The 23,657-nt window shown below is 70.8% G+C and carries 19 protein-coding genes and 1 pseudogene; 8 read left to right on the top strand and 12 right to left on the bottom strand.

Translation table 11 applies throughout. The features are described 5' to 3' along the window. Positions 1-77: 77 nt before the first annotated feature. Positions 78-986, top strand: coding sequence for an SDR family oxidoreductase (locus ACPCHZ_RS03220; protein ID WP_423483414.1), 909 nt, complete (start codon positions 78-80; stop codon positions 984-986). On the opposite strand, the gene ACPCHZ_RS03215 is transcribed toward ACPCHZ_RS03220, so the two are convergent. The 4 genes from ACPCHZ_RS03215 to ACPCHZ_RS03200 are packed head-to-tail and all read right to left on the bottom strand — an operon-like array spanning position 983 to position 5,581. Further along, a complete protein-coding gene (locus tag ACPCHZ_RS03215) occupies positions 983-1,417 on the bottom strand; it encodes a CoA-binding protein (protein ID WP_423483413.1) in 435 nt (144 codons plus the stop codon). The two genes, ACPCHZ_RS03220 and ACPCHZ_RS03215, sit on opposite strands and share 4 nt — an antisense overlap. Beyond that, entirely contained in the window at positions 1,414-2,088 is a 675-nt protein-coding gene (locus tag ACPCHZ_RS03210; RefSeq protein WP_423483412.1) for an alpha/beta fold hydrolase, read from the bottom strand. Before ACPCHZ_RS03210 ends, ACPCHZ_RS03215 begins: the two co-directional genes overlap by 4 nt. A gap of 32 nt (positions 2,089-2,120) precedes the next feature. Beyond that, a complete protein-coding gene (locus ACPCHZ_RS03205) occupies positions 2,121-2,642 on the bottom strand; it encodes a helix-turn-helix domain-containing protein (protein ID WP_423483411.1) in 522 nt (173 codons plus the stop codon). Next, on the bottom strand, positions 2,639-5,581 hold the full coding sequence (locus ACPCHZ_RS03200) for an MMPL family transporter (RefSeq protein ID WP_423483410.1): 2,943 nt from the start codon (positions 5,579-5,581) through the stop codon (positions 2,639-2,641). Before ACPCHZ_RS03200 ends, ACPCHZ_RS03205 begins: the two co-directional genes overlap by 4 nt. Before the next feature lie 323 nt (positions 5,582-5,904). Here ACPCHZ_RS03200 and ACPCHZ_RS03195 point away from each other — a divergent pair, with 323 nt between their 5' ends. The 4 genes from ACPCHZ_RS03195 to ACPCHZ_RS03180 all read left to right on the top strand — a co-directional run bounded on the left by ACPCHZ_RS03195 (position 5,905) and on the right by ACPCHZ_RS03180 (position 9,057). Then, complete coding sequence (locus tag ACPCHZ_RS03195) at positions 5,905-6,423, top strand: hemophore (RefSeq protein WP_423483409.1); 519 nt, start codon at positions 5,905-5,907, stop codon at positions 6,421-6,423. Positions 6,424-6,587: 164 nt separating this feature from the next. Continuing rightward, positions 6,588-6,974, top strand: coding sequence for a heme-binding protein (locus ACPCHZ_RS03190; RefSeq protein ID WP_364977556.1), 387 nt, complete (start codon positions 6,588-6,590; stop codon positions 6,972-6,974). Between the two features lie 63 nt (positions 6,975-7,037). After that, positions 7,038-7,706 carry a response regulator transcription factor gene (locus ACPCHZ_RS03185; protein WP_264015171.1) on the top strand — a complete coding sequence of 223 codons (669 nt, stop codon included), beginning with the start codon at positions 7,038-7,040 and terminating at the stop codon, positions 7,704-7,706. A gap of 4 nt (positions 7,707-7,710) precedes the next feature. Further along, the gene (locus ACPCHZ_RS03180; protein WP_423483408.1) at positions 7,711-9,057 is read left to right on the top strand and encodes a sensor histidine kinase; all 1,347 of its coding nucleotides are present in this window, start codon (positions 7,711-7,713) and stop codon (positions 9,055-9,057) included. On the opposite strand, the gene ACPCHZ_RS03175 is transcribed toward ACPCHZ_RS03180, so the two are convergent. From ACPCHZ_RS03175 to ACPCHZ_RS03165, 3 genes are read right to left on the bottom strand one after another with little or no spacing between them, the layout of a single operon-like run. After that, positions 9,054-9,419, bottom strand: a complete 366-nt coding sequence (locus ACPCHZ_RS03175) for a DUF3054 domain-containing protein (protein ID WP_423483407.1) — start codon at positions 9,417-9,419, stop codon at positions 9,054-9,056. The two genes, ACPCHZ_RS03180 and ACPCHZ_RS03175, sit on opposite strands and share 4 nt — an antisense overlap. Continuing rightward, a complete protein-coding gene (locus ACPCHZ_RS03170; RefSeq protein ID WP_423483406.1) occupies positions 9,406-10,683 on the bottom strand; it encodes a peptidoglycan DD-metalloendopeptidase family protein in 1,278 nt (425 codons plus the stop codon). The genes ACPCHZ_RS03175 and ACPCHZ_RS03170 overlap by 14 nt, the downstream gene beginning before the upstream one ends. Further along, positions 10,680-11,771 (bottom strand): lysylphosphatidylglycerol synthase transmembrane domain-containing protein, encoded by a 1,092-nt coding sequence (locus ACPCHZ_RS03165; protein WP_423483405.1) that lies wholly within the window; start codon positions 11,769-11,771, stop codon positions 10,680-10,682. The genes ACPCHZ_RS03170 and ACPCHZ_RS03165 overlap by 4 nt, the downstream gene beginning before the upstream one ends. A gap of 114 nt (positions 11,772-11,885) precedes the next feature. On the opposite strand from ACPCHZ_RS03165, the gene ACPCHZ_RS03160 reads away from it, so the two are divergent. Next, positions 11,886-13,052, top strand: coding sequence for an AI-2E family transporter (locus tag ACPCHZ_RS03160; RefSeq protein ID WP_423483404.1), 1,167 nt, complete (start codon positions 11,886-11,888; stop codon positions 13,050-13,052). Positions 13,053-13,107: 55 nt separating this feature from the next. On the opposite strand, the gene ACPCHZ_RS03155 is transcribed toward ACPCHZ_RS03160, so the two are convergent. The 5 genes and pseudogenes from ACPCHZ_RS03155 to trmB form a co-directional block, all read right to left on the bottom strand. Further along, entirely contained in the window at positions 13,108-16,434 is a 3,327-nt protein-coding gene (locus ACPCHZ_RS03155) for an MMPL family transporter (protein ID WP_423483403.1), read from the bottom strand. Positions 16,435-16,492: 58 nt separating this feature from the next. Next, positions 16,493-16,675, bottom strand: a pseudogene (locus ACPCHZ_RS03150) (NYN domain-containing protein); the annotation flags it as partial. A 96-nt stretch (positions 16,676-16,771) separates the two neighbouring features. Then, positions 16,772-19,444 carry an MMPL family transporter gene (locus ACPCHZ_RS03145; protein ID WP_423483402.1) on the bottom strand — a complete coding sequence of 891 codons (2,673 nt, stop codon included), beginning with the start codon at positions 19,442-19,444 and terminating at the stop codon, positions 16,772-16,774. Between the two features lie 52 nt (positions 19,445-19,496). Next, complete coding sequence (locus ACPCHZ_RS03140; RefSeq protein ID WP_364977542.1) at positions 19,497-20,192, bottom strand: NYN domain-containing protein; 696 nt, start codon at positions 20,190-20,192, stop codon at positions 19,497-19,499. Then, on the bottom strand, positions 20,189-20,980 hold the full coding sequence (gene trmB / locus ACPCHZ_RS03135) for a tRNA (guanosine(46)-N7)-methyltransferase TrmB (RefSeq protein WP_423483401.1): 792 nt from the start codon (positions 20,978-20,980) through the stop codon (positions 20,189-20,191). Before trmB ends, ACPCHZ_RS03140 begins: the two co-directional genes overlap by 4 nt. A gap of 134 nt (positions 20,981-21,114) precedes the next feature. On the opposite strand from trmB, the gene ACPCHZ_RS03130 reads away from it, so the two are divergent. Next, complete coding sequence (locus tag ACPCHZ_RS03130) at positions 21,115-22,131, top strand: hypothetical protein (RefSeq protein ID WP_423483791.1); 1,017 nt, start codon at positions 21,115-21,117, stop codon at positions 22,129-22,131. Further along, the gene (locus tag ACPCHZ_RS03125; protein ID WP_423483400.1) at positions 22,128-23,639 is read left to right on the top strand and encodes a hypothetical protein; all 1,512 of its coding nucleotides are present in this window, start codon (positions 22,128-22,130) and stop codon (positions 23,637-23,639) included. The genes ACPCHZ_RS03130 and ACPCHZ_RS03125 overlap by 4 nt, the downstream gene beginning before the upstream one ends. Positions 23,640-23,657: the final 18 nt, after the last annotated feature.

Here is a 23,657-nt window from a genome sequence, read left to right as displayed (position 1 = left end):
CTAAGTGATGACAGTAACTGACCTCACGTGTAGCGTCGGAGATGTCAGCAACTGACATCACCTCGGAAGGATTCACCATGCACGTCTTCATCACCGGAGGCTCCGGTTGGATCGGCAGCGCCGTCGTCGACGAACTCCTGGCCTCCGGCCACACCGTCACCGGCCTCGCCCGCTCCGACGCGTCGACCGCCGCGCTCGAGGCGAAGGGGGTCGACGTTCGCCGCGGTGGCCTCGACGACCTGGACGTCATTCGATCCGGGGCCCGAGACGCCGACGCCGTCATCCACCTCGCCAACAAGCACGACTGGGCGGACATGGCGGGCACCAACGCGGCCGAACGCGCCGTGGCCCAGACGATCGGGGACGCACTCGCCGACACCGGCAAGCCGTTCCTGCTGGCGTCGGGACTCGCCGGCCTGACCGAGGGTCGGGTGGCGACCGAGGACGACGCCTCGCCGTTCCACGGTCCCGAGTCGCCGCGCGGGGGCAGCGAGAACCTGCTGCTGGACTTCGTCGACCGTGGCGTCGGCTCGGTGGCACTGCGCTTCTCGCCGACGACGCACGGCACGGGCGACCACGGCTTCATCGCCACCCTGTGCCAGGTGGCCCGCGATCGAGGGGTGTCCGGCTACCCCGGCGAGGGGCAGAACCGCTGGGCTGCAGTGCACGTCGCGGACGCCGCGCGCATGGTCGTGCTCGGCCTCGAGAAGGCGCCCGCAGGCACCCGCCTGCACGCCGTCGCCGAAGAGGGGATCCCGACCCGGGTGATCGCCGAGGCAATCGGTCGCGCGTTCGACCTGCCCGTCGCGGCCATCCCAGCCGATCGCGTCGACGAGCACTACGGCTGGATCGGTAGGTTCTTCAGTGCCGACATGGCCGCGAGTAGTGCTGCAACGCAACGACTCCTGGGATGGACGCCGACCGGCCCCACCCTGATCGAGGACATCGACGGCGGCGCGTACCTGCCGGCGCTCAGACGGGTCTAGCGCAAGCGGGCGTAGTCGACCTTGAGGCACCGGTCCATCACGACCTGCAGTCCGGCCGCGGCACCCTCGTGCGCCACCTGCTCGTCCCACAGGCCCTGCTGCAGCCACAGCGTCTTCGGCCGCGGGTCGAGCGCCAGCACGTCGCGCAGCACCGCAGGCAGTTCCTCGCTGCGGCGAAACACGTCGACCATGTCGGGCACCACCGGCAGGTCGGCCAGCGACGGGTAGGCCGGTACGCCGTCGACGTCGCTGATCGTCGGGTTGACCAGGTACAGCTCGTAGTGGCTCGACGCCCGCAGCGACTCCCACACGCCGTAGCTGGGTCGCATCGGATTCGCGGAGGCGCCGACGATCGCGACGGTGCGCGTCTCGGCGAGGATGCGCCGCAGGTCGTCGGCGTCGGGTTCGGTCCATTCGACGGAGTTCGTCATGAGGGCAGCATTCCCAACAACCGGCCGGCCAACTCCTCCGGTCGGCTCAAGGCCACCATGTGCCCGCCGGGCATCTCCTCGATGTCGAGTCCGAGCCGCTCCCGGGCCAGGCGTCGCTGGAACTCCAGCGGGAACAGCCGGTCGTCACGACCGGTCAGCACAATGGTCGGCACGTCCGGCCAGCGGTCGAGAGGCCATGGCTGCTCGAACGGCGTGTCGGACTGCTCGGGCTCCGGCGCGCTCGCCGCCTCGGCCCGTACCGCCTCGGGCACGTCGTGGAAGAAGTCCTCGTCGGGATCGAACGCCCTGGCGCCGAACCCGAGCCGTTCGAAGTGCGCGGCCATGGCGGCGGGCTGGCCGGTGGCCTCCCACCACTGCCGGGCCGACTCACCGGGCGCGGGCACCATCGGGTTGAGCAGCACCAACAGTTCCGGGTCGAGGCCGGTCGCCGCGATGGGCGCGGTGTAGGCGCCCATCGAGTGCGCGACGAGGATCAGCGGCCGCGGGCAGTCCCGCGCTGCGCGGCGGACCACGTCGGCGTAGGTGAGAAGGTCGGCGGTGGCGTCGCCGGCGGGCAGGTCGACCGCGACGGCGTGCATACCTGCGGACTCGAGAAGCGGCACCACCAGATGCCAGTCCCAAGAACTACCGCCCCCGCCCGGTACGAGCACGTAGGACGCGGCGGCGTCGCCGAGGGTCAGTCCTAGCCGCCCTGCTGCTGCGGGCGTGCCATCTTGGCGAACCGGTCGGACAGCCGGCGCATGCGGATCATCAGCGATGCCGATGGGCTGGTGCGCCCTTCGAGGTACGCGCCGAAGTCCGTGGGATGCACGCCGATTCGCGACGCGAACTCCTGGGGGGCCAGGCCGGAGCGCTTCAGCAGCAACCGGACGTGGCGCGCCACCTCGGTGCGTTCGTCGGCCTCGAGCTGTTCGCGGGTGCGCACCAGCACCTCGGCGAGCGCCTTGGACACGCCGTAGGGCCGCGCCTTGTCCAGCACCTCTTCGACCTGCCGGGCCGTGCGGCCGTAGGGGTCCCGCTTGATGGCGGTGACGATGCGCTGCCAGACGGTCAGGTCGTCGGTCTCCAGCGCGGCGCGGATGGCCGCGGTGGACCAGAACTCGACGGGGCGCTCGTCGACCGGGGGCCGTCGGGGCGGCGTCGGACGGCCACGCGGAGGACCGGGATCGCGGCGGAATTCCCGCACGTCCGGTGTCACCGTCACCTCGCCTCCTCCAGCATGGCCACGGCCACCGACAGGCAGCGCTGCCTGACCGTGGCCCAGTCGGCCTCCGCATCCGGGTCCGACATCACCGAATCGTGCTCGTCGGACGGCTGCGGGTCGGCCAGGCGGCGCACCAGCTGGGTGGCCACCCACTGCTTTCTCGCGTGCTGCCCACAGTAGTACCGGTCCATCCCGGCCAGCACCACAGCGGCGGTTTGAGTTTCCATGGAGTCGACCAGATCGGCAAACTCTGCGTAGTCGTGGCTGCTGTTCCTGCACATGATCAGGTAGCTCGCCAGGCGCAACGTCTCCGCGCCGGTCGGGATCTGCAGCCGGTCACCCGTCGGCAGCTGGACGTTGGTGGTCTCCACCGGGCTGCGCCGCTCCACCGGCGGCCGGTCGGTGTCGGCCTCGGTCTCCAGCGCGTCGAGCGCCACCGACAGCCGGCCCCGCCACATCGTCACCGGATGCACGGGCAGCGTGGTGCGCACCGTCCTGCCGTTGCCGTCGGAGCCGTTGCGACCGCCGTTGCGGCTGCCGGCGCCTACCTTGACGGCCGTCCTGACCCGGGACGTGTCCGCGCCACGGACCCGGCGCACCGCCTGCTTGATCGGCTGGCAACCGCTGAACGCCAACGGATCGGCCACGGTGATCGTCTGTGGCGCAAGGTTTTTCAAACGAGCCGCTGATCGGACCATCATCCGCAGGTCCGCGCCGCTCGGGCCGAGCGCCGAGATGTCGTCGGGGATGATCACCAGGTCGTCGATCTCGACCTTGGGCAGTGGCTTCTCGAAGTCGACAGACGGCAGCACCCGGTCCAGCCAGTGCGGCAGCCACCAGTTCCACTTGTCGAACATGGCCATCAACGCCGGCACCAGCACCAGCCGCACCACCGTGGCGTCGACGGCGATCGCCACCGCGCACGCGACACCGAGCTGCGCGACGAGCGGCATACCGGCGAAGGCGAAGCCGATGAACACCGCGATCATGATCAGCGCCGCGCTGGTGATGGTGCGGGCACTGGTGCTGACGCCGTAGGCGACGGCGTCGCGGGTGTTGCCGGTCTGCAGGAACCGCTCCCGGATGCGGGTCAGCAGGAAGATCTCGTAGTCCATCGACAGGCCGAACGTCATCGCCAGCACCAGCGGCGGGATCGTGCTGTCCAGCGACGGGATCTTCTCGAACCCCAGGGCCTCGAACCAGCCCCACTGGAAGACCACGACGAGGCTGCCGTAGGCGGCGGCCACCGACAGCACGGTCATCAGCACGCCCTTGAGGGCCAGCACCACCGACCGGATCGAGATCAGCAGCATCAGGAACGCGATGAGGGACACGAACGCGAACACCAGCGGCTGTTTCGCCGAGACCTGGTCGTCGAAGTCCTTGATCAGCGCGGTCGGCCCGCCGACGTCGATGTTGACGCCGTCGCCCGCCACGCCGGGCAGCTTCTCGCGCATCCAGTCCACGGTCTGGCGAGCGCCGCTGTCCTCCGGGTCGACCGACAGCACGGCCGACAGCAGCGCACTCCTGTCGTCGGAGGAGAACACCGGCGGCGAGACCGACATGATGTTCGGCGCCTTGGCCATCTCCTGGCGCACGGTGTCGAGCTTGTTCGCGTTGTCCGTGCCCGCGGCGTCGCCACCGGGGAAGCTGACCAGCACCCGGACCGGGCCGAGCGCGCCCGCACCCAGTGCCTCGGCCGCCGCGTTGACTCCGCCCCTGATCTCGTGGGTGGGTTCGAACTGCCGCTGCATGCTGTTGCCGAGTTGCATCGAGAAGGCCGGCGCCGCGAGCACCAGCAGCAGCGCGGCGGCGCCCAGCGCGGCGATCCACGGCCGCCGCATCACCCAGCCGGTCCAGCGGGTCCAGAACCGGGACTGGGTGGCGTCCGGCCTGCGGGACCAGTGCAGGTACGACGACCGCTTGGCCGCCGACCGCCCGAACGTCGCCAGCACCGCGGGCGTCAGCGTGGTCGAGGCCAGCACCGCGACCGCCACCGCGAGGATCGCGCCGGTGGCCATCGACACCAGCACCGGGGTGTCGATGAGATAGATGCCGGTGACCGAGGCGATGACCGTCAGCCCGGACAGCACCACCGCAAGCCCGGACGTCGCCATCGCCGCGTCGGCCGCCTGCTCAGGGTCGCGGCCGGCACGCAGTTCCTCCCGGAAGCGCATGAGGATGAACAGGGAGTAGTCGATGGCCAGCGCGATGCCGAACATCGACACCGTGGAGGCGACGAACACCGACATCGTGGTGACCGTCGACAGGGCGTAGACCACGCCCATCGTGACCACGACGGTGCACAGGCCGAAGACCAGCGGGACCGCCGCGGCGGCCAGCGAGCCGAACACCGCCAGCAGCACGATCAGCACGATCGGCAGGTTCCACTTCTCCGCCTGTCCGATGTCGGTCTTGATCGCCTCGGACGCGGCGGCGCCCAGTGCGCCCTGGCCGATGACGTACAGCTTGACCCGGCCGTCCTCGATCTGGCCGGGCTCCTCGCCGTCGATGCCGACCTTTTTGCGCAGCTGCTTGGCGATGTCGGTGGCGCCGGTGTTGTCGAAGCCGAGTTGCAGGGTGACGACGTAGGGCCGGTCCGGCTGCGGCGCCGGTTGCTGCGGGTTGGGCATGATCGTGACGCTCGGGACCTGTGCGGCGATCTGCTCGAGGTGGGCGACCGCGGCGTTCATGTCGTCGAAGGACGCATCCGCGCGGGGTGCGGCGACCAGGGCCAACGGCGACGAGCCCTGATCGGGGAAGTGGTCCTCGAGCTCGTACTGCACGTGCAGCGACTGCGAGCCCTCCACCTCGAACCCACCACCGGTCAGGTTCGACGAGTGGTTCAGGGCGAGGTAGACGGCAGGCACCAGGAGCAGCAGCCATACCGCGAACACGGCCCAGCGCAATCTGCGCAGCGTGCCGCTGAGGCGCATCATGAACTGCTGGATGGCGGACTCCCCATGTCGTGCCCGGCGTTGCCCCTGTGTTTCAGCGTGAGCGTACCCCGTCATCAGGTAGGCTCGCCCGCTCTTGGAATCGCCCGGTGGCCTGCGGTTCGTTACATCCCCCGCCTACCGGCTCATGCACCGTCACCTGCGGGTCTGCTGTCAGGATTGGGCACCGCGTCGCTCTTGATGGCAAGATGGCGCCCGGTTGTACGTCGGGTCGGGGACACCACGCCGTCCGATCGCGAGGTTTGCCGGACCCTCGACAGCGTCGCCAGACGCCCGAGAGCGTCCGCGAATCGTAAGGAGCGTCCATGAAGTCCACCGCCATCGGGCTGCGCCGCGGCCTGCTCGCCGCCGTCGTTGCCACCGCAGCAGCCGCCGCCGCACTGACCGGGCCGTCGGCCACCGCCGCCCCCGATCCGTGTGCGGCCAGCGAGGTGGCCAAGACCATCGGCACCGTCGCAAGCAACACCGGCGAGTACCTCGATGCGAACCCGCAGACCAACGCCGCGCTGACCACCGCGTCGCAGTCACAGGGCGGTCCGCAGTCGCTGGCAGCGCTCAAGACCTACTTCGACGCCAACCCCGAGGTCGCCGCGGACATGCAGGAGTTGCAGCGCCCGCTGACGAACCTGTCCGGGCGGTGCAAGTTGCCGGTGACACTGCCGCAGGTGATGGGTCTGATGCAGGCGGCGCAGTCGCAGACCGCGACGTCGCCGGCCGCGCTGCCCGGCGCGCAGACCCCGCGCGTGCCGGTGTCGCCGGCGCAGTCCTCACCGGTGTCCGCCGCCACCCAGGGCAGCGGTCCGCTGCCCGGTCCGTACCGCTGAACCTGCGGGGCGGCGCGCCCTCTGGCGGCGCGGTAGACCAGCGGATTCCGCGTTTTTAGGATTGGATGGCCGCAAGGCAGGAAAGTCCCCGCTGATTCTGATTAGCTTTGCGTTACCGATAACCGCCCATGGTTACGGCCACTCCAAGATGAAGGAGTTCGTCCATGTTGCTCTCTGCCCGTACCGCGCGGCGTGCGGTAGCCGGCGCGGTCGGCGCTGGCTCGGTTGCCGGTGCGATGTTGTTCGGTGCGCTGCCCGCGGCCTCGGCCCAGCCGGCACCGCCGCCGCCGAACTGCACTGCCGCCGATCTGGCCGGTGTGGCTGCAGGTGTGTCGGCCTCGACGTCGGCGTACCTGTTCACCCACCCGGACGTGAACAACTTCTTCACCGGCCTCGAGGGCAGGCCGCGCGAGGAGATCCGCACCGAGGTGCAGAAGTACCTCGACGCCAATCCGGTGGTGAAGGGCGAGCTCACCTCCATCCGGCAGCCGTTGGTCGACCTGAAGAATCGCTGCGGCGACACCAACGGCGACGGCCTCGCCGACAGCTAGGCCAGCGTTCGCGTGGCTACTGGGCCGCCCGCGCAGCAGGAGGGTGCGGGCCGCACAGTGCTGATGGTCGACGACGACCCGGACGTGCGAACCTCCGTCGCCCGCGGACTGCGGCTGTCGGGGTTCGATGTCCGGGTCGCTGCGACCGGCAAGGAGGCGCTGCGCCTCCTCTCCAACGAGACCCACGACGCACTGGTGCTCGACGTGCAGATGCCCGAGCTCGATGGCGTCGCGGTGGTGACGGCGCTGCGCGCACTGGGCAACGAGATCCCGATCTGCGTGCTGTCGGCGCGCGACACGGTCAACGACCGCATCGCGGGACTGGAAGCCGGCGCCGACGACTACCTCACCAAGCCCTTCGACCTCGGTGAGCTGGTCGCGCGGCTGCATGCCCTGCTGCGAAGGGCCAGCCACTCCGATCAGCCGTCGGACACCCTGGTGGTGGGGCCGCTGACCATCGACACGGCGCGCAGGCTGGTCTTCGTCGACGGCGAGCGGGTGGAGCTGACCAAGCGGGAGTTCGATCTGCTGACCGTGCTCGCCGAGAACGCCGGTGTGGTGCTGTCCCGGCAGCGGCTGCTCGAGCTGGTCTGGGGTTACGACTTCGACGTCGACACCAACGTCGCCGACGTGTTCATCTCGTATCTGCGGCGCAAGCTGGAACGCGACGGCCTGCCGCGGGTGATCCACACGGTGCGCGGGATCGGATACGTGCTGCGGGACGAGCCGTAGCGAGGTGTGGTTCTCGCGGGCCTTCCGGCGTATCAGCTCGGCGTCACTGCGGACGAGGGTCGCCATCGCGTCGGCGGCCGCCGCCTCGGCCGTCGTCGCCGCGTTCACGATCCTGACGTCGCTGGTGCTGGCCAACAACGACGCCGCGCAACTGGACCGCAGGCTCGACTCGATCGTCGACGCCAGCATGTATCCCGAGCAGCTGCAGGATCCGCGCCGCGGCGTCCTCACCACCGGCAGGTCCCGGTCGACCGGGCAGGTGGTGTTCCAGCGCGGCTTCCAGCTGCCTTCGCTGCCGCCCGGAACCGAGACCGTCGAGGTCAACGGCCTCGAGTACCGCGTCCGCACCCTGCCCGTCGACCAGGAGGGCGGGGTGCTGGTGTCGATCGGGCTGCGCGCCGACAGCATCCTGCTGAGCAGCGCGCGGATCCCCGAGTACGTCCTCGTCGGGCTGGGCACCGTGCTGATCGCCGCCGGGTTGGGCTGGTTGCTGGCCGGGCCGGCCATCCGGCCGCTGCGCAAGCTGACCGAGCACACGTCGAGGCTGGGCAAGGGCAGCGACGAGATGCCCGCGGTGCACGGCGTGCGGGAGGCCGAGGAGCTGTCCGAGGCGATGGCGGGGATGCTGGCGCGTCTGGCCGCCGCGCAGCAGGCCACCACCAATTCGCTGCAGGCCGCGCAGGACTTCGCCGCCAACGCGGCGCACGAGCTGCGCACGCCGTTGACGGCGATGCGGGCCGACCTCGACACCCTGCGCATCCACGACCTGCCCGAGAACGAGCGTGCCGAGGTGGTGGCCGACCTGGCCCGGGCGCAGCGGCGGGTGGAGGCCATCATCACCGCGCTGGGGCAGCTGGCGTCGGGTCAGCTCGCCCAGGACGAGGACCGGGAGCTGATCGACGTGACCGATCTGCTCGACCGCGTGGCGCGGGAGAACCGGCGGGCGGGCGCCGGGGTGGAGATCGTCGTCGAGGCCGACGACGCGCTCGGCGTGGTGTGGGGATGGCCGGGCGGGCTGCGGCTGGCCGTGGACAACCTGGTCCGCAACGCCGTGACGCACGGCGGGGCGACGAGGGTGGTGCTGGCGGCGCACCGGAGGGCAGGAGCGGAGGGGGAGCTGACCATCGTGGTCGACGACGACGGCCGCGGACTGCCCGCCGACGAGCAGGAGACGGTGCTCGGCCGGTTCCGTCGCGGCAGCACCGCCGCCCCGGGTGGCTCCGGCCTCGGGCTGGCGCTGGTGGCGCAGCAGGCCGCGCTGCACGGCGGGTCGATCCGGCTGTCCGACAGCCCGCTGGGTGGGCTGCGCGCCACGCTCACGGTGTCGACGGCACCGGCGCAAGCGGGCTAGCGCCTCGACGCCAGCAGCGCGGCGGCGCGCCAGCCGAGCAGCAGCACGGCGGTCGTCACCGATGCGACCACGATGAAGCTCGTCGCGGTGCCCTGGCCGGTTATTTTGCGCAGCACCATGCCCACCACCACGGTGCACACCCACACGATCAGCCCCGTCGGGGCGAGAGACAGCGGACGCCGCCACCCGCGGGCCACCAGCCAGCCGACGGCTGTGCCTGCCAGGAACGGCCAGGCGGTGTGCGCGATGCCCGTCGCGGTGAGGCCCTCCTCGTGGCTGCGCCGGCCGAGTGTGCAGAACACCGTCACGCAGGCGGCGTCGGCGAGCAGCGCGAGGGCCGCCGGGCGACTACCGGTCCGCATAGGTCATCACGTCGAGGAACAGCGGCATGACGTCAGTCTCGTCGGCTCCGGCGAAGCCGGGCTGGCTGGGTGCCGGCTTGTTGTCGAAGAGCCCGTCGATCGCTGCGGGGGACGCGAGCCGGGAGTCGAGGCGGTAGGAGGAGAACACGAACGGCAGGCCGTCGGAGAGCAGCGGGTCGGGCGTGCTCATCACGTGGAAGTGCAGGTGCGGCGCGTCGGTGTTGCCGGTGTTGCCCAGCGAGGCGATCACCTGGCCGGTGGTGAGCCGGTCGCCGGGCTTCACCTTGACGCTGCCGGTCTTCAGGTGCGCGTAGAAAGCGTAGTTGCCGTCGCCGAGGTCCTGCACGACGTGGTTGCCGCCGTACTGGTCGAGCGGCAGCCCGGTCGGGCTGGCCCCGGCCACCTGTTCGGGGAGGTCGTCGACGACCGCGACCACCGGCCCGTCACCCACCGCGTGGATGTCGGCGCCGAAGTAGGCGTAGCTCTCCAGCTTGGCCTTGTCACCGGTGAACAACAGGCCGTCCGGCTGCATCTGAACGTAGTCGATCGCGAATCGCTCGGCAGCCCAGTACTTTCCGTTCAGTCCGTTGAGTGCCATCCGGTGCGGCGTCATGTCGCAGCAGCCGTTGCCGTCGAGCCAGTTCGGGCCGCGCAGCGGCGGTTCGATCACCACCGGCTTGCGGTTCTGGACGGTCACCGGTGCGATGTCCTCGGTGAGCGTCGCGGGTAACAGCGGCGGCATGGGTTGCGCCAGAGTGAGTTTCAGCCGGTGGGTCAGCTCGGTGGGGATGGCGGCGGGTGCGCCGTCGGCCTGTCGGTCGATGGCCACGTCGAGCCAGACCCTCGCGGTCTGCCCGGGCGCGAGCTTGGTGGTCGGCGCGGGCGCGGGCGTGCCCACCGGCCTCGTCCAGTAACCGAGCCGGTCGCCTGCGAGTTCGAGCAGCGTGGTGTCGCCGGACCGGACCTCCAGCGAGTCCATGGTCACCTCGCTCGGCAGCTGGTTGGTGAGCACGAGTTCGTAGGCCAGGTGGTCTCTGCCGTCGGTGCCGGGCACCGGTATCGGATCGGCGACCGCGTAGGCGAGCACGGGTGTCACCTGCGCGGGTGCCTGCGCCGACGGGCCGGGCGTTGCGCCGGTCGACGGGCCGGCCGCCGGTGGTGGCGTGCCGGTGTCCGCGGGCTCGTCCTGCGACCCGGAGCACGACGTGGCCAGGAGTATCAACACACCGAGAACGGCTGTGGCGCATCGCTTTCCGACGATCATCGGTGCTCCTCTTCGCGGGGTTGACGCGGCGCGTCCGGGTCGATGTCCTTCTCGGTGCGGAACATGAAGAAGAACACCACCCAGCCGATCGCGGCGATGAAGATCCAGCTGACCAGCCGGTAGATCAGCATGGCCGAGATGGCCGAGGCCAGCGTCATACCGCTGGAGACCAGGCCGGGCACCAGCACGGCCTCCACCACCAGTAGCCCGCCGGGCATCAGCGGGATCGAGCCGACGGCGCGGGCCGCGGCGTACGCGACCGTCACACCCGCCAGGCCCGGGTGCCCGCCGGCGGCGTAGCAGGCGAACGCCAGGCAGGCCACGTCGGCGATCCAGTTGAACAGCGACCAGCCGAAGGCGACGCTGAGGTCGCGGCGACCCAGCTGCACGGATTCGAGCTGGTCCAGCGTCGCCCGCCACGTGCCGAGGCCGGTGTCGACGGGCCTGCCGCGCACCTGATTGGCCCAGCCCAGCACCCGCACCGCGATCCCGTCGATCAGCTCCGGCCGGGTGGCCACCGCCTGGGCCAGCAGCACGATGGCCAGGAATCCGCCGAGCGAGAAGATCAGCGACAGCGGGTTCTTGCTGGCGCCGAGCAGGAACGCCCCGCCCAGCCCGAGCAGTGCCAGGCCGACCACCTGAAGCACGCCCGACATCACCAGCTGCCAGGACGCCACCACCGGCGACGCGCCCCACATCCGCTGCTGGCGGTACACGAACGTCGCGGACAGCACCGGGCCGCCGGGCATCGTGGTCGACAGCGCGTTGCCCGCGTAGAACGCCGCCTCCGACCGCCACTGCCGCACCGGCACGCCGGCCGACTCCAGCAGGGTCCGCTGGATCTGGGCGAAGCTGTGCATCGACGCCATCGCCGCGACGACCGCGGCAAGCACCCACCACCAGTTCGCCGAGATCAGGCTCTTCCAGGCCTTGGCCAGCTGGTCCCACACCAGCACCAGCTCGACGGTCAGCACCGTCGCCGCGACGCCGATCAGCACCCACCGCAGCCACCAGTACCTGCTGCGGCCGGAAGCCACCCGGCTGGCACGTTCCGGCTGTGCGCCGGCGGCCGGGGCGTCGTCGGACACGACTTACAGGGTAACGGCGCAGGTACCGCGGACGACGCCGCTGCGCCGGGCGCGTTTCGCCGGGTTCGCGCGCGGGTGCCCGGCGGATCGTCGCGGTGCGGCTACGCTCGCGGCATGTCAGCAGGTCTGGGTGCCGATCCGCTCGCCGACAGCGCGGTCACGCCGTTCGTCCGCAAAGCCGCCGCCTGGGCGTGGCGACTGCTCATCCTGTTCGCCGCGCTCCTGGCGTTCCTGTGGCTGGTCAAACAGCTCGAGGTGATCTTCGTGCCGGTCGCGCTGGCCACCATCATCGCCGCGCTGCTGATGCCCGCCGTCGACTTCCTCGACCGTCGCGGAGCCCCGCGCGGAGGCGGGGTCGCGCTGGTGATGCTCACCGGGATCGCGGTGGTGGGCGGCCTGCTGACGTTCGTCGTCAGCCAGTTCATCGAGGGCGCCCCCGCACTGGTGGCCGAGGTGACCCGGAGCATCGACGGTGTGCGCGGGTGGCTGGTGGACGGGCCGCTGCACCTCAGCCGCGACCAGATCGACAACTCGGGCAATGCGGCGATCGAGGCGCTGCGCGACAACCAGGAGCGGCTCACCACCGGTGCCCTGTCGACGGCGGGCACCATCACGGAAATCCTCACCGGCGCGCTGCTGGTGCTCTTCACGCTGATCTTCCTGCTGCACGGCGGCCGCAACATCTTCGGCTTCGTCACCCAGATCTTCCCCGAGGACGTCCGGGGGCGTGTCCGCGACGCGGGCCGGGCGGGTTTCCACTCGCTGATCGGCTACATCCGGGCCACGTTCCTGGTCGCGCTGGTCGACGCGGTGGGCATCGGCGCCGGCCTGGCGATCATGGGCATCCCGCTGGCGCTGCCCCTGGCCTCGCTGGTGTTCCTCGGCGCATTCATCCCACTGATCGGCGCGGTCATCACCGGATTCCTCGCGGTGATCGTGGCGCTGTTGGCCAAGGGCTTCGTCTACGCGCTGATCACCCTCGGCCTGATCATCGCCGTGCAGCAGTTGGAGGCACACGTGCTGCAGCCGCTGGTGATGGGCCGCGCGGTGTCGATCCACCCGCTGGCGGTGGTGCTGGCGATCGCGGGCGGCGGCGTGCTGGCCGGCATCGTCGGCGCGCTGCTCGCGGTGCCCACCATGGCGTTCGTCAACAGTGCGGTCCGCGTCATGCTGGCGTCCGACCCCGAGGCGGCAGCCGAGGCGATGGAGGACGACGACGGGCCGCGGATCGACGCCGAACCCGACGACGTGGGACCGCGGCCCCCCGACGACGACGAGTGATTTCGGCGCGGAGACGTTCGGTGCGCGATCGTTTGCGCGCCGAAGTCGCCAGTCGCTAGAGCCGGCCCTCGCGCCGGAGCAGGTCCGCTGCGCTCATCCCGCCGCCCCGGCGACGCTGCTGCTCCTCGTCGGCCTCACGGGTGTCGATCTTCTCGGTGCTCGCCGAGTCCTGCGTCCGTGGCGTCGGGATCGCGGTGGTGGCATCCGACTCTGGCTGCGGCTGCGGCTGCGGCTGCCGCGGACGCGGGGTGGGGATGGCCGTCGTCGGCTCGGTGCCTTCGTCCGCCGTGCGCGGCGTGCCGTTGGCGATGCGTGGCCCGCCCGGGCGCATCGCCCGGGTGGGATCGGCCGAGGGCTGCGGCGGGCGCGGCGGCTGGCCGGGCTCGGCGCCGCCGCCGGCCGGCTTGCCGCGCAATTCGCCCAGCCACGACTCGATCTCGCGGTCCTCGCGCTGCTGTGCCGGCGGCGTGGGACGCGGCACCCGCTGTGTGGGTGCGTTGCCGACCGCACCGCGGACGGCGTTCTTCGCCGCCGAGAACCGGGTGGTCGGCGGTTCCTCGGGCGTCGCGGCGGGTGCGGCGCCCCGCGTCGGGATGCGGGTGGTGCCCGCGGCCGACGGTCCACTGGCCCTCGGCGGTATCCGCACCGGTCCGGCCCGGACGGGGCCTTCCGGATGAGTCGGGTCGTGCGGCGGGCGCGGCGGTGCGGACACCGGGGCGCCTGCGCCGACCAGGGCCTCGGGATCGTCTCCCGGTTCCCGGACGTTGGGGCGCTTGCGCTCGTCGGGTAGTTCGGTCTCGCCCAGGCCCAATCGCTCCTGGATGCGCTTCATCCAGCGTGGCGCCCACCAGCAGTCGTCGCCGAGCATCTTCATGATCGCGGGCACCAGGAACATCCGGACGATGGTCGCGTCCAGCAGCAGCGCGATCAGCAGGCCGAACGCCAGGTACTTCATCATCACCAGGTCGGAGAAGACGAACGCACCCGCGACGACCGCAAGCACCAGGGCGGCGCCGGTGATCAGTCGCCCGGTGGTGGCCGTACCGATGCGGATGGCCTCGGCGGTGGACAGGCCGCGTTCGCGCGCCTCCACCATGCGGGACACCAGGAACACCTCGTAGTCGGTGGACAGGCCCCAGATCACGGCGATGATCAGGCCGATCATCGGCGCCATCAACGGCTGCGGGGTGTAGTTCATCAGTCCGGAGCCGTGGCCCTCGACGAACATCCAGGTCAGCACGCCCATCGTCGATCCGAGCGTCAGCGCGCTCATCACCGCGGCCTTGATCGGCAACACCACCGAACCGAACGCCAGGAACATCAGGATCGTCGTGGTGATGATCAGGATGGCGACCATCAGCGGCAGCTTGTCGAACAGGCTGTGGATACTGTCCTGCTCCAATGCCGGTGTGCCGCCGATATATACGGTCACTCCCCGCGGTGGCGACAGTGCCCGCAGCTCCTCGATCTTCTTGGCGGCGTCGTTGCGGCTCTCCAGGCCGTTCTGGATCACCCGCACCGAGGGATCCTTCGACCCGGTGTCCTGAGCGGCGCGTTCCTGCCACATCTTCGACGGGTCGTTGTCGGCGTCGATGAAGCCGTTGATCGTCATCGCCTTGGCGCGCATGTCGGCCAGCTGCTGATCGGTGATCGGCTCGCCGTTGTCGCTCTTGAGCACCATCGTCAGCGGTTCGGTCCGGAAGCCGGGGAAGCTGCGGTCGAAGTTCTCCTGCGCCGAGCGCACGGAGTTGTCCGGCGGGAGGTACTTCTCGCTGATGCCGCCGAGGGCCAGCTGTCCCAGCGGGATGATCAGCAACACCATCACGATGATGATCGGCACCGCGAAGGCGGCGGGGCGCTTCATCACGCGGTTGACGAGCTTGCCCCAGAAGCCCTGCTCCACCTCGGCGCGGGTCTTCGTCTTCTGCGTCTTGTCGGCCAGCCAGTGCAGCCACCAGACGATCGGCGTGCGCGCCAGCGGCACGTAGCGCGCCAGCGCGAGGCCGAAGGTGACGACGACGAGGAAGATGATGATGCCGAGCAGCATCCAGTAGACGGCGCTGCCGATGACGTCGTTGTCCTTGAGCGCCATCACGCCGTAGGCCATCGCGCCGTACAGCGCGGTGTAGCCGAGGACCTGGCCGATCAGCGCCAGGTTGGCGCCCTGCTCACCGGTCTCCTTGATGCGCTTGCGGGCGATGTGGCCGAGCGCGATGCCCGCGGGCGGCACCAGCAGCCCCAGCGGGATCGACGCGATGGCGAAGGTGTTGGTCTTGCGGTTCGCGGGATCGCCCTCGATGGGGTCCGGCAGGGCGAACTTGATCAGCGTCTTGACGCCCAGCGCGTCGACCCGCGGGCCGAGGATGGCCAGTCCGGCGGCCAGCACGGTGATCGACAGGATCGCCGCCAGCATGACCGAGGCGATGATCGCGTAGGTGATCGACTTGAGGAAGCCCTGCGGGAACAGCAGTAGCGGCACCGACGACGCCACCAGGATGACGGCGGAGAACATGATGGTGCGGCCGGACGTCATCACGGTGCGGCGCACGGCCGCCTCGGTGTCGTAGCCCTCGGCGAGTTCCTCCCGGAATCGGCTCACCATGAACAGGCCGTAGTCGACGGCGATGCCCAGGCCCATGAGCGTCACCACCGGCTGGGCGAAGAAGTGCACGGGGATGAACTCGGCGGCCAGGCGCATGACGCCGAGCGCACCGGCGATGGTGAGCCCGCCGATCAGGCCGGGCAGGGCCGCGGCGATCACGCCGCCGAAGACGAAGAACAGCACCACGCAGACCAGCGGGATGGCTGCCACCTCGGCGCGCTTCTGGTCCTCGCCGATGGTGCCGGTGAGCTCGCTGGCCAGCGGCTGCAGGCCGGCCAGCTGGATGTCGCCGCCGTTGATCTGCTGCAGGTCGGGTTCGACGGCCTGGTAGTTCTTCAGGATCGCGTCGTCGTCCTCGCCCTTGAGCGGGATGCTGACGAAGGTCTTCGACAGGTCCTCGGTCTTCATCTGCTGGACGGTCTCGCTGGCGGCGTCGGGCGCCTTGAGCCAGCCGACCCAGCTCACCACCTGGTCGGGGTGGTCGGTGACGAAGGTGTCGAGCTGGCCGACGACGTCACGCTGCCACTGCGGGTCGGTGACCTTCTTGCCGTCCGGTGGTGTCAGGATCGCGACGACGTGGCTGGCGCGGTCGCGGCCGTACACCTCGTCGCCGAGCAGCGACGCCTGCACCGACTGGCTGCCCTCGTCGTAGAACCCACTCTGCGTGACATGCTGGCCCAGGCTGATGCCGTAGATCCCGCCACCCAGACACAGGGCCACCATGACACCGATGACGATGTACCGGAATCGGTAGACCGTTCGACCCCACCAGGCGAACACGTGAGCTCCTTACATTGACATCTTCTCTGGGGCGACCCCGCCGCGGTCGATTGAGTTGTCAGACACGCGAGGTCAGCAGCGCGGACAGCGGCCCCGACGGCTGCAGCCACATCCTGGACGGGTCGCCGATCGAGTCCGGTCCGCGGTAGCGGCACCCGGGGGACACAGGGGTGCCCTCCAAGTCGATGGACTCCAAGGTATCCGACGCTAGCGCCCGCCTCGCATGTTCGCGAAATCCCGGCGGCCGGAAATGGGCTCCTTTCTGGGCGGTGTCCTGCGACGATCGCCTCCGCAGACCGGTGGTCACAATCGCATCACGTCGGGCGCCGGTCATCGGTCAGAGGCGACCTTCGCGGCGGAGGACGTCCTGCGCGCTGATCCCGCGACCACGCCTGCGGTCCTCGTCCGCCGGCGGTGCCTGCGGCTCCGTCGGCACGGCCTCCTGCTCGCGAAGCGCAGGGATCGCGGTGGTGGGCTCGTCGCCTGCCGGCTCGGCGTCGTCGTCGTGCGCCGCGGGCGGCTGCGCCGGGCCGCCGCGCAGCTCACCGAGCCACGACTCGAGTCCCCGTTCCCCGCCGGGTGGCGGCGTCCGCACCGGTGCCGGTGCCGGCGAGCCGGGCGCCCGCGGGGGAATGCGTCTCGGGGTGGCCCGTGGGGGTGTCGGCTGGGTCGGGTCGTGCGGCCGCAGCGGGCGGGCCGGTCCGGACACCTCGGCGCCGACGGGCAGGTCGCCCTCGTTCTCTGCGCCCGGGTGCTTGCGTTCGTCGGGCAGCTCGATCTCGCCGAGGCCGAGTCGCTCCTGGATGCGTTTCATCCAGCGCGGGGCCCACCAGCAGTCGTCGCCGAGCATCTTCATGATCGCCGGCACCAGGAACATCCGGATCACGGTGGCGTCGAGCAGCAGCGCGGCGATCAGCCCGACCGCGAGGTACTTCAGCATCACCAGGTCGCTGAACACGAACGCGCCGCCGACGACCACCAGGATCAGCGCCGCGGCGGTGATGATCCTGCCGGTGGTGGCGGTGCCGACGCGGATCGCCTCCGACGTCGACAGGCCGCGGGCCCGTGCCTCCACCATGCGGGACACCAGGAACACCTCGTAGTCGGTGGACAGGCCGTAGATCACCGCGATGATCAGCCCGACGACCGGCGCGGTCAGCGGTGTCGCGGTGAAGTTCAGCACCCCGGCGCCGTGCCCCTCGACGAAGATCCACGTCAGGATGCCCAGCGTGGAGCCGAGCGTCAGCGCGCTCATCACCGCGGCCTTGATCGGCAGCACCAGCGACCCGAACGCCAGGAACATCAGCAGCGTCGTGGTGGACACCAGGATCAGCAGCATCATCGGCAGCTTGTCGTAGAGGCTGTGGATCGAATCCTGTTCCAGCGCGGGTGTGCCGCCCACCGAGATCGTCACCCCCCGCGGCGGTTCGATCGCGCGCAGTTCGGCGAGTCTCTTGGCGGCATCGTTGCGGACCTCGAGCCCGTTCTGCAGCACGGTCACGTCGGGGTCGGCCTTCTGCGGGGTGTTGCCGCTCTCGTCCGGCGCCACCGGACGCTCACTCCATTGCGGCTCGGTGAAGCCGCTGATCTGCGCCGCCTCGCTCTTGATCTGGTCGACCTGGGTGGGCGACGCGTTCTCGATGACGAGGGTCAGCTTCTCGGTGCGGTAGCCGGGGAAGGTCCGGTCGAAGTCCTCCTGCGCCATCCGCACGGGATTGTCCGGCGGCAGGTACTTCTCGCTGATTCCGCCGAGCGCCAGCTGCCCCAGCGGGACGATCAGCAGCACCATGATGACGAGGATCGGCACGGAGTAGAGCACCGGCCGCTTCATCACCCGGTTGACGAGCCTGCCCCAGAAGCCGTTCTCCACTTCGGCGCGCGTCATGGTCTTCTGGGTCCGCTCGGCGAACCAGTCGATGATGCGGCTGGTGAACTGGTTGTCGCGCAGGAACGGGATGCGGTAGAGCGTGCGCACGCCCAGCGCGTCGACGTTGCGGCCGAGGATCGCCAGCGCCGCGGGCAGCACCGTGATCGACAGCAGCGCCGACAGTGACACCGACGCGATGCCGGCGTAGGTCAGCGACTTGAGGAAGCCCTGCGGGAACAGCAGCAGGCCTGCCAGTGAGGCGACGATCAGCACGGCGGAGAACGTCACGGTCCGCCCGGCGGTCTGCACGGTGCGCCGGACGGCGGTCTCGGTGTCGTAGCCCTCGGCGATCTCCTCGCGGAACCGGCTCACCACGAAGAGGCCGTAGTCGATCGCGATGCCGAGGCCGATCAGGGTGACCACCGGCTGGGCGAAGTAGTGCATGGGTTCGCCGGTCAGCCAGATCACCATCCGCAGGATGCCGAGCGAGCCGATGATCGACAGGCCGCCGATGATCACCGGCAGGCTGGCCGCGACGACGCCGCCGAAGACGAAGAACAGCACGACGGCCACCAGCGGGAGCGCGATGATCTCCATGCGCTTCTGGTCCTTGGCGATGGTGCCCGTCAACTCGTTGGCCAGTGGGTTCAGGCCGGCCAGCTTGATGTTGCCGTCGTCGACCCCCTGAAGGTCGGGCTCGATCTCCTTGTAGTTGTTGAGGACGGTGTCGTCGTTGTCGCCCTTGAGGGTGATGTAGACGAAGGCTCGGTCCTTGTCCGGCGTGGCGAGGGCCGCCGGGAATCCGCGCAGGTAGCCGTACCACTCGAGGAACTGGTCGGGGTGCTCGGCCTTGACCGCGTTCAGCTGGTCGGTGATCTCCTTGGACCACCGCGGATCGTCGACCTTGCGGCCGTCCGGCGCGGAGATGATGCCCACCACGTGGCTGGTCCGGTCGCGGCCGTACACCTCGTCGGCGAGCACCGAGGCCCGCACAGATTCACTGCCGTCGTCGAAGAACCCGCTCTGGGTGACGTGCTTGCCGAGGTCGAGGCTGAGCACCCCGCCCAGCGCGCACAGCGCGACCATGACGGCGATGACGATGTACCGGAACCGGAAGACGATTCGACCCCACCAGGCGAACACCTCGAGCTCCTAACGTCGGGACTGTCCGGGGGGATGCGGCACCGGGATGCCGCTATGCACGAGAGGTCAGCAGCGCCGAAAGCGGCCGGAACGGCTGCAGCCACGCGCCCTGCTCGGGGAGCGAATCCAGGCCGATCCTCGGGAGCGGCTCCCTGAACACCCCCGGGATGTCCTCCAGATCGAGGAAGTGCAGTGCGTCGGACGCCAGTGCCCAGCTGGCGTGTTCGCGGAAGCCGAGCACCTGCACCGGGATCTCGTCGCGGGCGATGTCCTCGAGCGGCTGCCGGAACGCCTGCCCGTCGGCCGAGGCGACGATCACCGAGGCCAACCCCTCGCCGCGGCGCAGCGCGATGTGCGCGAGCATGTCGGAGTCGACGTCGCTGTCGTCGTCGATCTTCGGTTTGGCGAATACCGCGAACCCGACGTTGCGCAGCGCCTCCACCCACGGCCGGACGACGTCCGCGCTGCCCGGCGCGATGTTGGTGAAGACGGTGGCCTCGGGTTCGAGCGTGACGTCGGAGCCGCCGTCGGCCAGCTGCGCCGACAGCTCGGCGGTGCGCCCGAGCAGCCAGCGGCCCAGCGCGTCGAACCGCGGCCGGTGCGCGGCGGTGGGCCGTCCGCCGAGGATGGAGCCGAGGCCCATGTCGAGGTTCGGTGCGTCCCACACCAGCAGCACCCGCTGACTGCCCGCCGGCGGGCCCGCGGGCGGTGGCGGGGTCGTGACGGGGACGTCCTCGGTGAGACTCATCGCGAAGCCTTCTCCCAGAGCAGTTCGGTGACGTCGGGGCCGGCCAGCGCCTTGCGCTCGTACTTGGTCACCGGGCGCTGCACCGAGATCGGCAGCTCGGCGTGGCGCGCGACGCTCACCCGGCGCAGCAGCGGTTCGGCGTCCCCGACCGCGGCGATGTGCTCGGCATAGCCGTCGTGGTCGGTGGCGGCGTGCAGCACCCCGCCGGGCCGCAGCCGGTCGGCGATCAGCGCCACCGTCGCGGGTTGCAACAGGCGGCGCTTGTGGTGGCGGGCCTTGGGCCACGGGTCGGGGAAGAACACCCGCACCCCGGTGAGCGACTCGCCGGCGACCATGTGCTCGAGCACGTCGACACCGTCGCCGCGGACGAGCCGGAGGTTGGTGACCGGGGGGTCGGCCCGGTCGACGGCGCTGAGCAGCTGGGCCAGCCCGCGGCGGTACACCTCCACCGCCACGACGTCGAGATGCGGCTCGGCCTGGGCCATGGCCAGTGTCGACGTGCCGGTGCCGCAGCCGATCTCCAGCACCACCGGTGCGGACCGGCCGAACCATGCCGGAAGGTCGATCAGCGGGGCCGGCCGGCCTTCGTCGTCGCGGGCCTGGGCGCCCAGTTCGGGCCAGAGCCGGTCCCAGGCCGCCTGTTGACCGCCGGACAACGCGGAGCGCCGGGAGCGGAAGCTCGTCACCCGCGGATACGGGTGGCCGGCCGGGGCGCCGGTGGCCTCGTGCGGAGCCGGGGTGCCCGCGACGTCGGACCTGCGCGCTTGCATCCGTCCATGGTCGCTCATCACGTGTCGGGTACCCGCTTCGTGGTGCATATTGATACCCAACAGTTGCCTTCGGCTGGTACGTCGGCGCAGGCCGGGCCCTGGGGACGAAGCGTTCGCCAAGCGGCGCGGCAGCTGCCACGATCGGCGTGAGCATCACTCGCCCGAACCACCGGAAGGGACGCGCCATCTTCGCCGACGCGCTGACGGATTTCGCCGCTCGGTCGGGTGACCGCCGGTCGGCCCTGGCCCCTGTCGTCGCCGGGCTCACCGCGCAGTTGTCGGTCGAGGTGCTGGGCCGCCGCGGAGTGGGACGTCGCACGGTGGCCGCGGCGCTGCGGACCGCCGGCGTCTCCGTCGTGGACGGCCGCGCGGCCGACCTCGCGGTGCTGGTGATCTCGGAGACGCTCAAACCGGAGGACACGGCGATGCTGGCCGCCGCGCGCGTGCCGGTGCTGATCGTGTTGAACAAGGCCGACCTGGCCGGCGCCGCGGGCGGCGGGCCGGTTGCGCGGGCGCAGCTGCGTGCCGCCGAGTTCCGCGCCCGCACCGGCGTGCCCGCGGTACCGCTCATCGGGTTGCTCGCCTGCACTGCTCTCGACGCCGAACTGGTCGCGGCGCTCGACGTGCTCGTCCACCACCCGGCCGACCTGAGGTCGACGGACGCGTTCCTGGATAGCGGACACGACCTCGACCGTGCGGTCCGCCAGCGGATGTCGGCTGCGCTGGACCGGTTCGGGATCGCGCATGCGGTGCTCGCACTGGGTCGGGGCGCCGACCCGCAAGCGCTGCCCGGCATGCTGCGGCGGCTCAGCGGCATCGACGACGTGCTCGCGGCGATCGACCGGCTGGCGGCGCCGGTGCGCTATCGGCGGGTGCGCTCCGCGGTGGCCCAACTCCAGGCGCTGGCCGTGCGGTCCGGCGACGACGCGCTGTCCGATTTCCTGGCGGCAGACGATACGGTGCTGGCCGTGATGGCAGCCGCGGTCGACGTCGTCGCGGCGGCCGGGCTCGACGTCGACCCGGCCGATGACGAGGCCGCCCACCTGCGCCGTGCGGTGCGGTGGCGGCGGTACGGCCGTGGGCCGGTGAGCGCCCTGCACCGCGAATGCGCCGCCGACATCTGTCACGGGTCGATGCGGCTGCTCGACATCGGACGGCACGCCCGGTGACGGCCGACCCGATCGCCGCGGCGGACGCCGTGGTCGCGGCCATCGACCCTGGACTGAGCTCGCCCGGGGTGGAGAGCAGCGACGTGGTGCTGGTGACGGGACCGTGGCTGGCCGGCACCAGCAGCCTGATCGCGGAGCTGCGCCGCGAGCTGCCCGAGCACACCTTCGTCGAGTCCGACGATTTGCCGCCCGGCAAGGCGGCCGCGGCCGTGGTGTTCGTCGTGTCCGCGGGCGCGCCGCTCACCGAATCCGATTGCGCGCTGGTCGAACTCGCGTCGAACTACACCGATCTGGTGGTGGGCGCGGTGACCAAGATCGACGCGCACCGCAACTGGCACGACGTGCTGTCCGCCGACCGGACGCTGCTCGCCGAGCGCTCGCCCCGGTACCGGCAGATGCCGTGGGTGGGGGTGGCGGCAGCGCCGGATCTCGGCGAATCGCGGCTCGACGAACTGGTCGGGCTGCTCCGCCGGCGGCTCGCCGATCCCGACCTGCAGCGGCGAAACCGGTTGCGGGCGTGGGAGAGTCGACTGGAGGCGGTGATCCGGCGCTACCACTCCGACGGCGTCGGCGCCGACCGCGAGGCCCGGGTGACGGCGCTTCGCAGCAGGCGCGAGGAGATCCGCCGGGACAGCAGGCTGGCCAAGTCGGAGCGCGGCATCGCGCTGCGCAGCCAGATCCAGCAGGCCAAGGTGCAGCTCGCCTACTTCGCCCGCAACCGCTGCACGTCGGTGCGGGCCGAACTGCAGGAGGACGCCGCCGCTCTGAGCCGGCGCCGCCTGGCCGGCTTCGAGGACGAGGCACGGGCCCGCGCCGCCGACGTCGTCACCGAGGTCGACGAGGGCATCACCGAGCATCTCGCCGGTGTGGCGGCCGAGGTCGAGATGTCGGCCCCGCCCGCGCCGGCCGCACGCCCGCCGATCCCGGACTTCCCCGGGCCACCGCTGAAGAACCGCCGCCTGGAGACGGTGCTGATGATGCTGCTCGGCGCAGGCTTCGGCCTCGGGGTGGCGCTGGCCGTCAGCCGACTGTTCGCCGGCGTCGCGCCGGGGCTGACCATCGCCGGCGTGGTCGCGGGCGGTGCGGTGGGCCTGCTGCTGACGGTGTGGGTGGTCGGCATCCGCGCGCTGCTGCACGACCGGGCGGTGCTCGACCGCTGGGTCGGCGAGGTCACCACCACGCTGCGGTCGGCGGTCGAGGAGCTCGTCGCCACCAGGGTGCTCGCCGCGGAGGCGGCACTGACCACCCAGTCGACCGCCCGGGACGAGGCCGAGGCGGCCACCGCCGGGCAGCAGATCGCGACGATCGACGCCGAACTGCGCGAACACGCGGTGGCCACGGCCAGGGCGGCGGCGCTGCGTGATCGCCGGTCACCGCCGCTGCAGCGGGCGCTCGACGCCGTGCGCACCGAGCTCTACGGACCGGCTCCCGCTGCTGAGCCGAACGGGTCCGGTCCGCCGCCATCCGGTGCCGAATCGGTGGCCGCGGAGGATCCGGCCGAGAACTGAATCGGTCAACCGCGGTTC

Origin of the sequence: Mycobacterium sp. NPDC050041, assembly GCF_049541695.1 — a bacterium.
Classification (GTDB): Bacteria; Actinomycetota; Actinomycetes; order Mycobacteriales; family Mycobacteriaceae; genus Mycobacterium.
The sequence above is the reverse complement of the archived record's forward strand: the minus strand, read 5'-3'. Positions and strand labels throughout refer to the sequence as shown.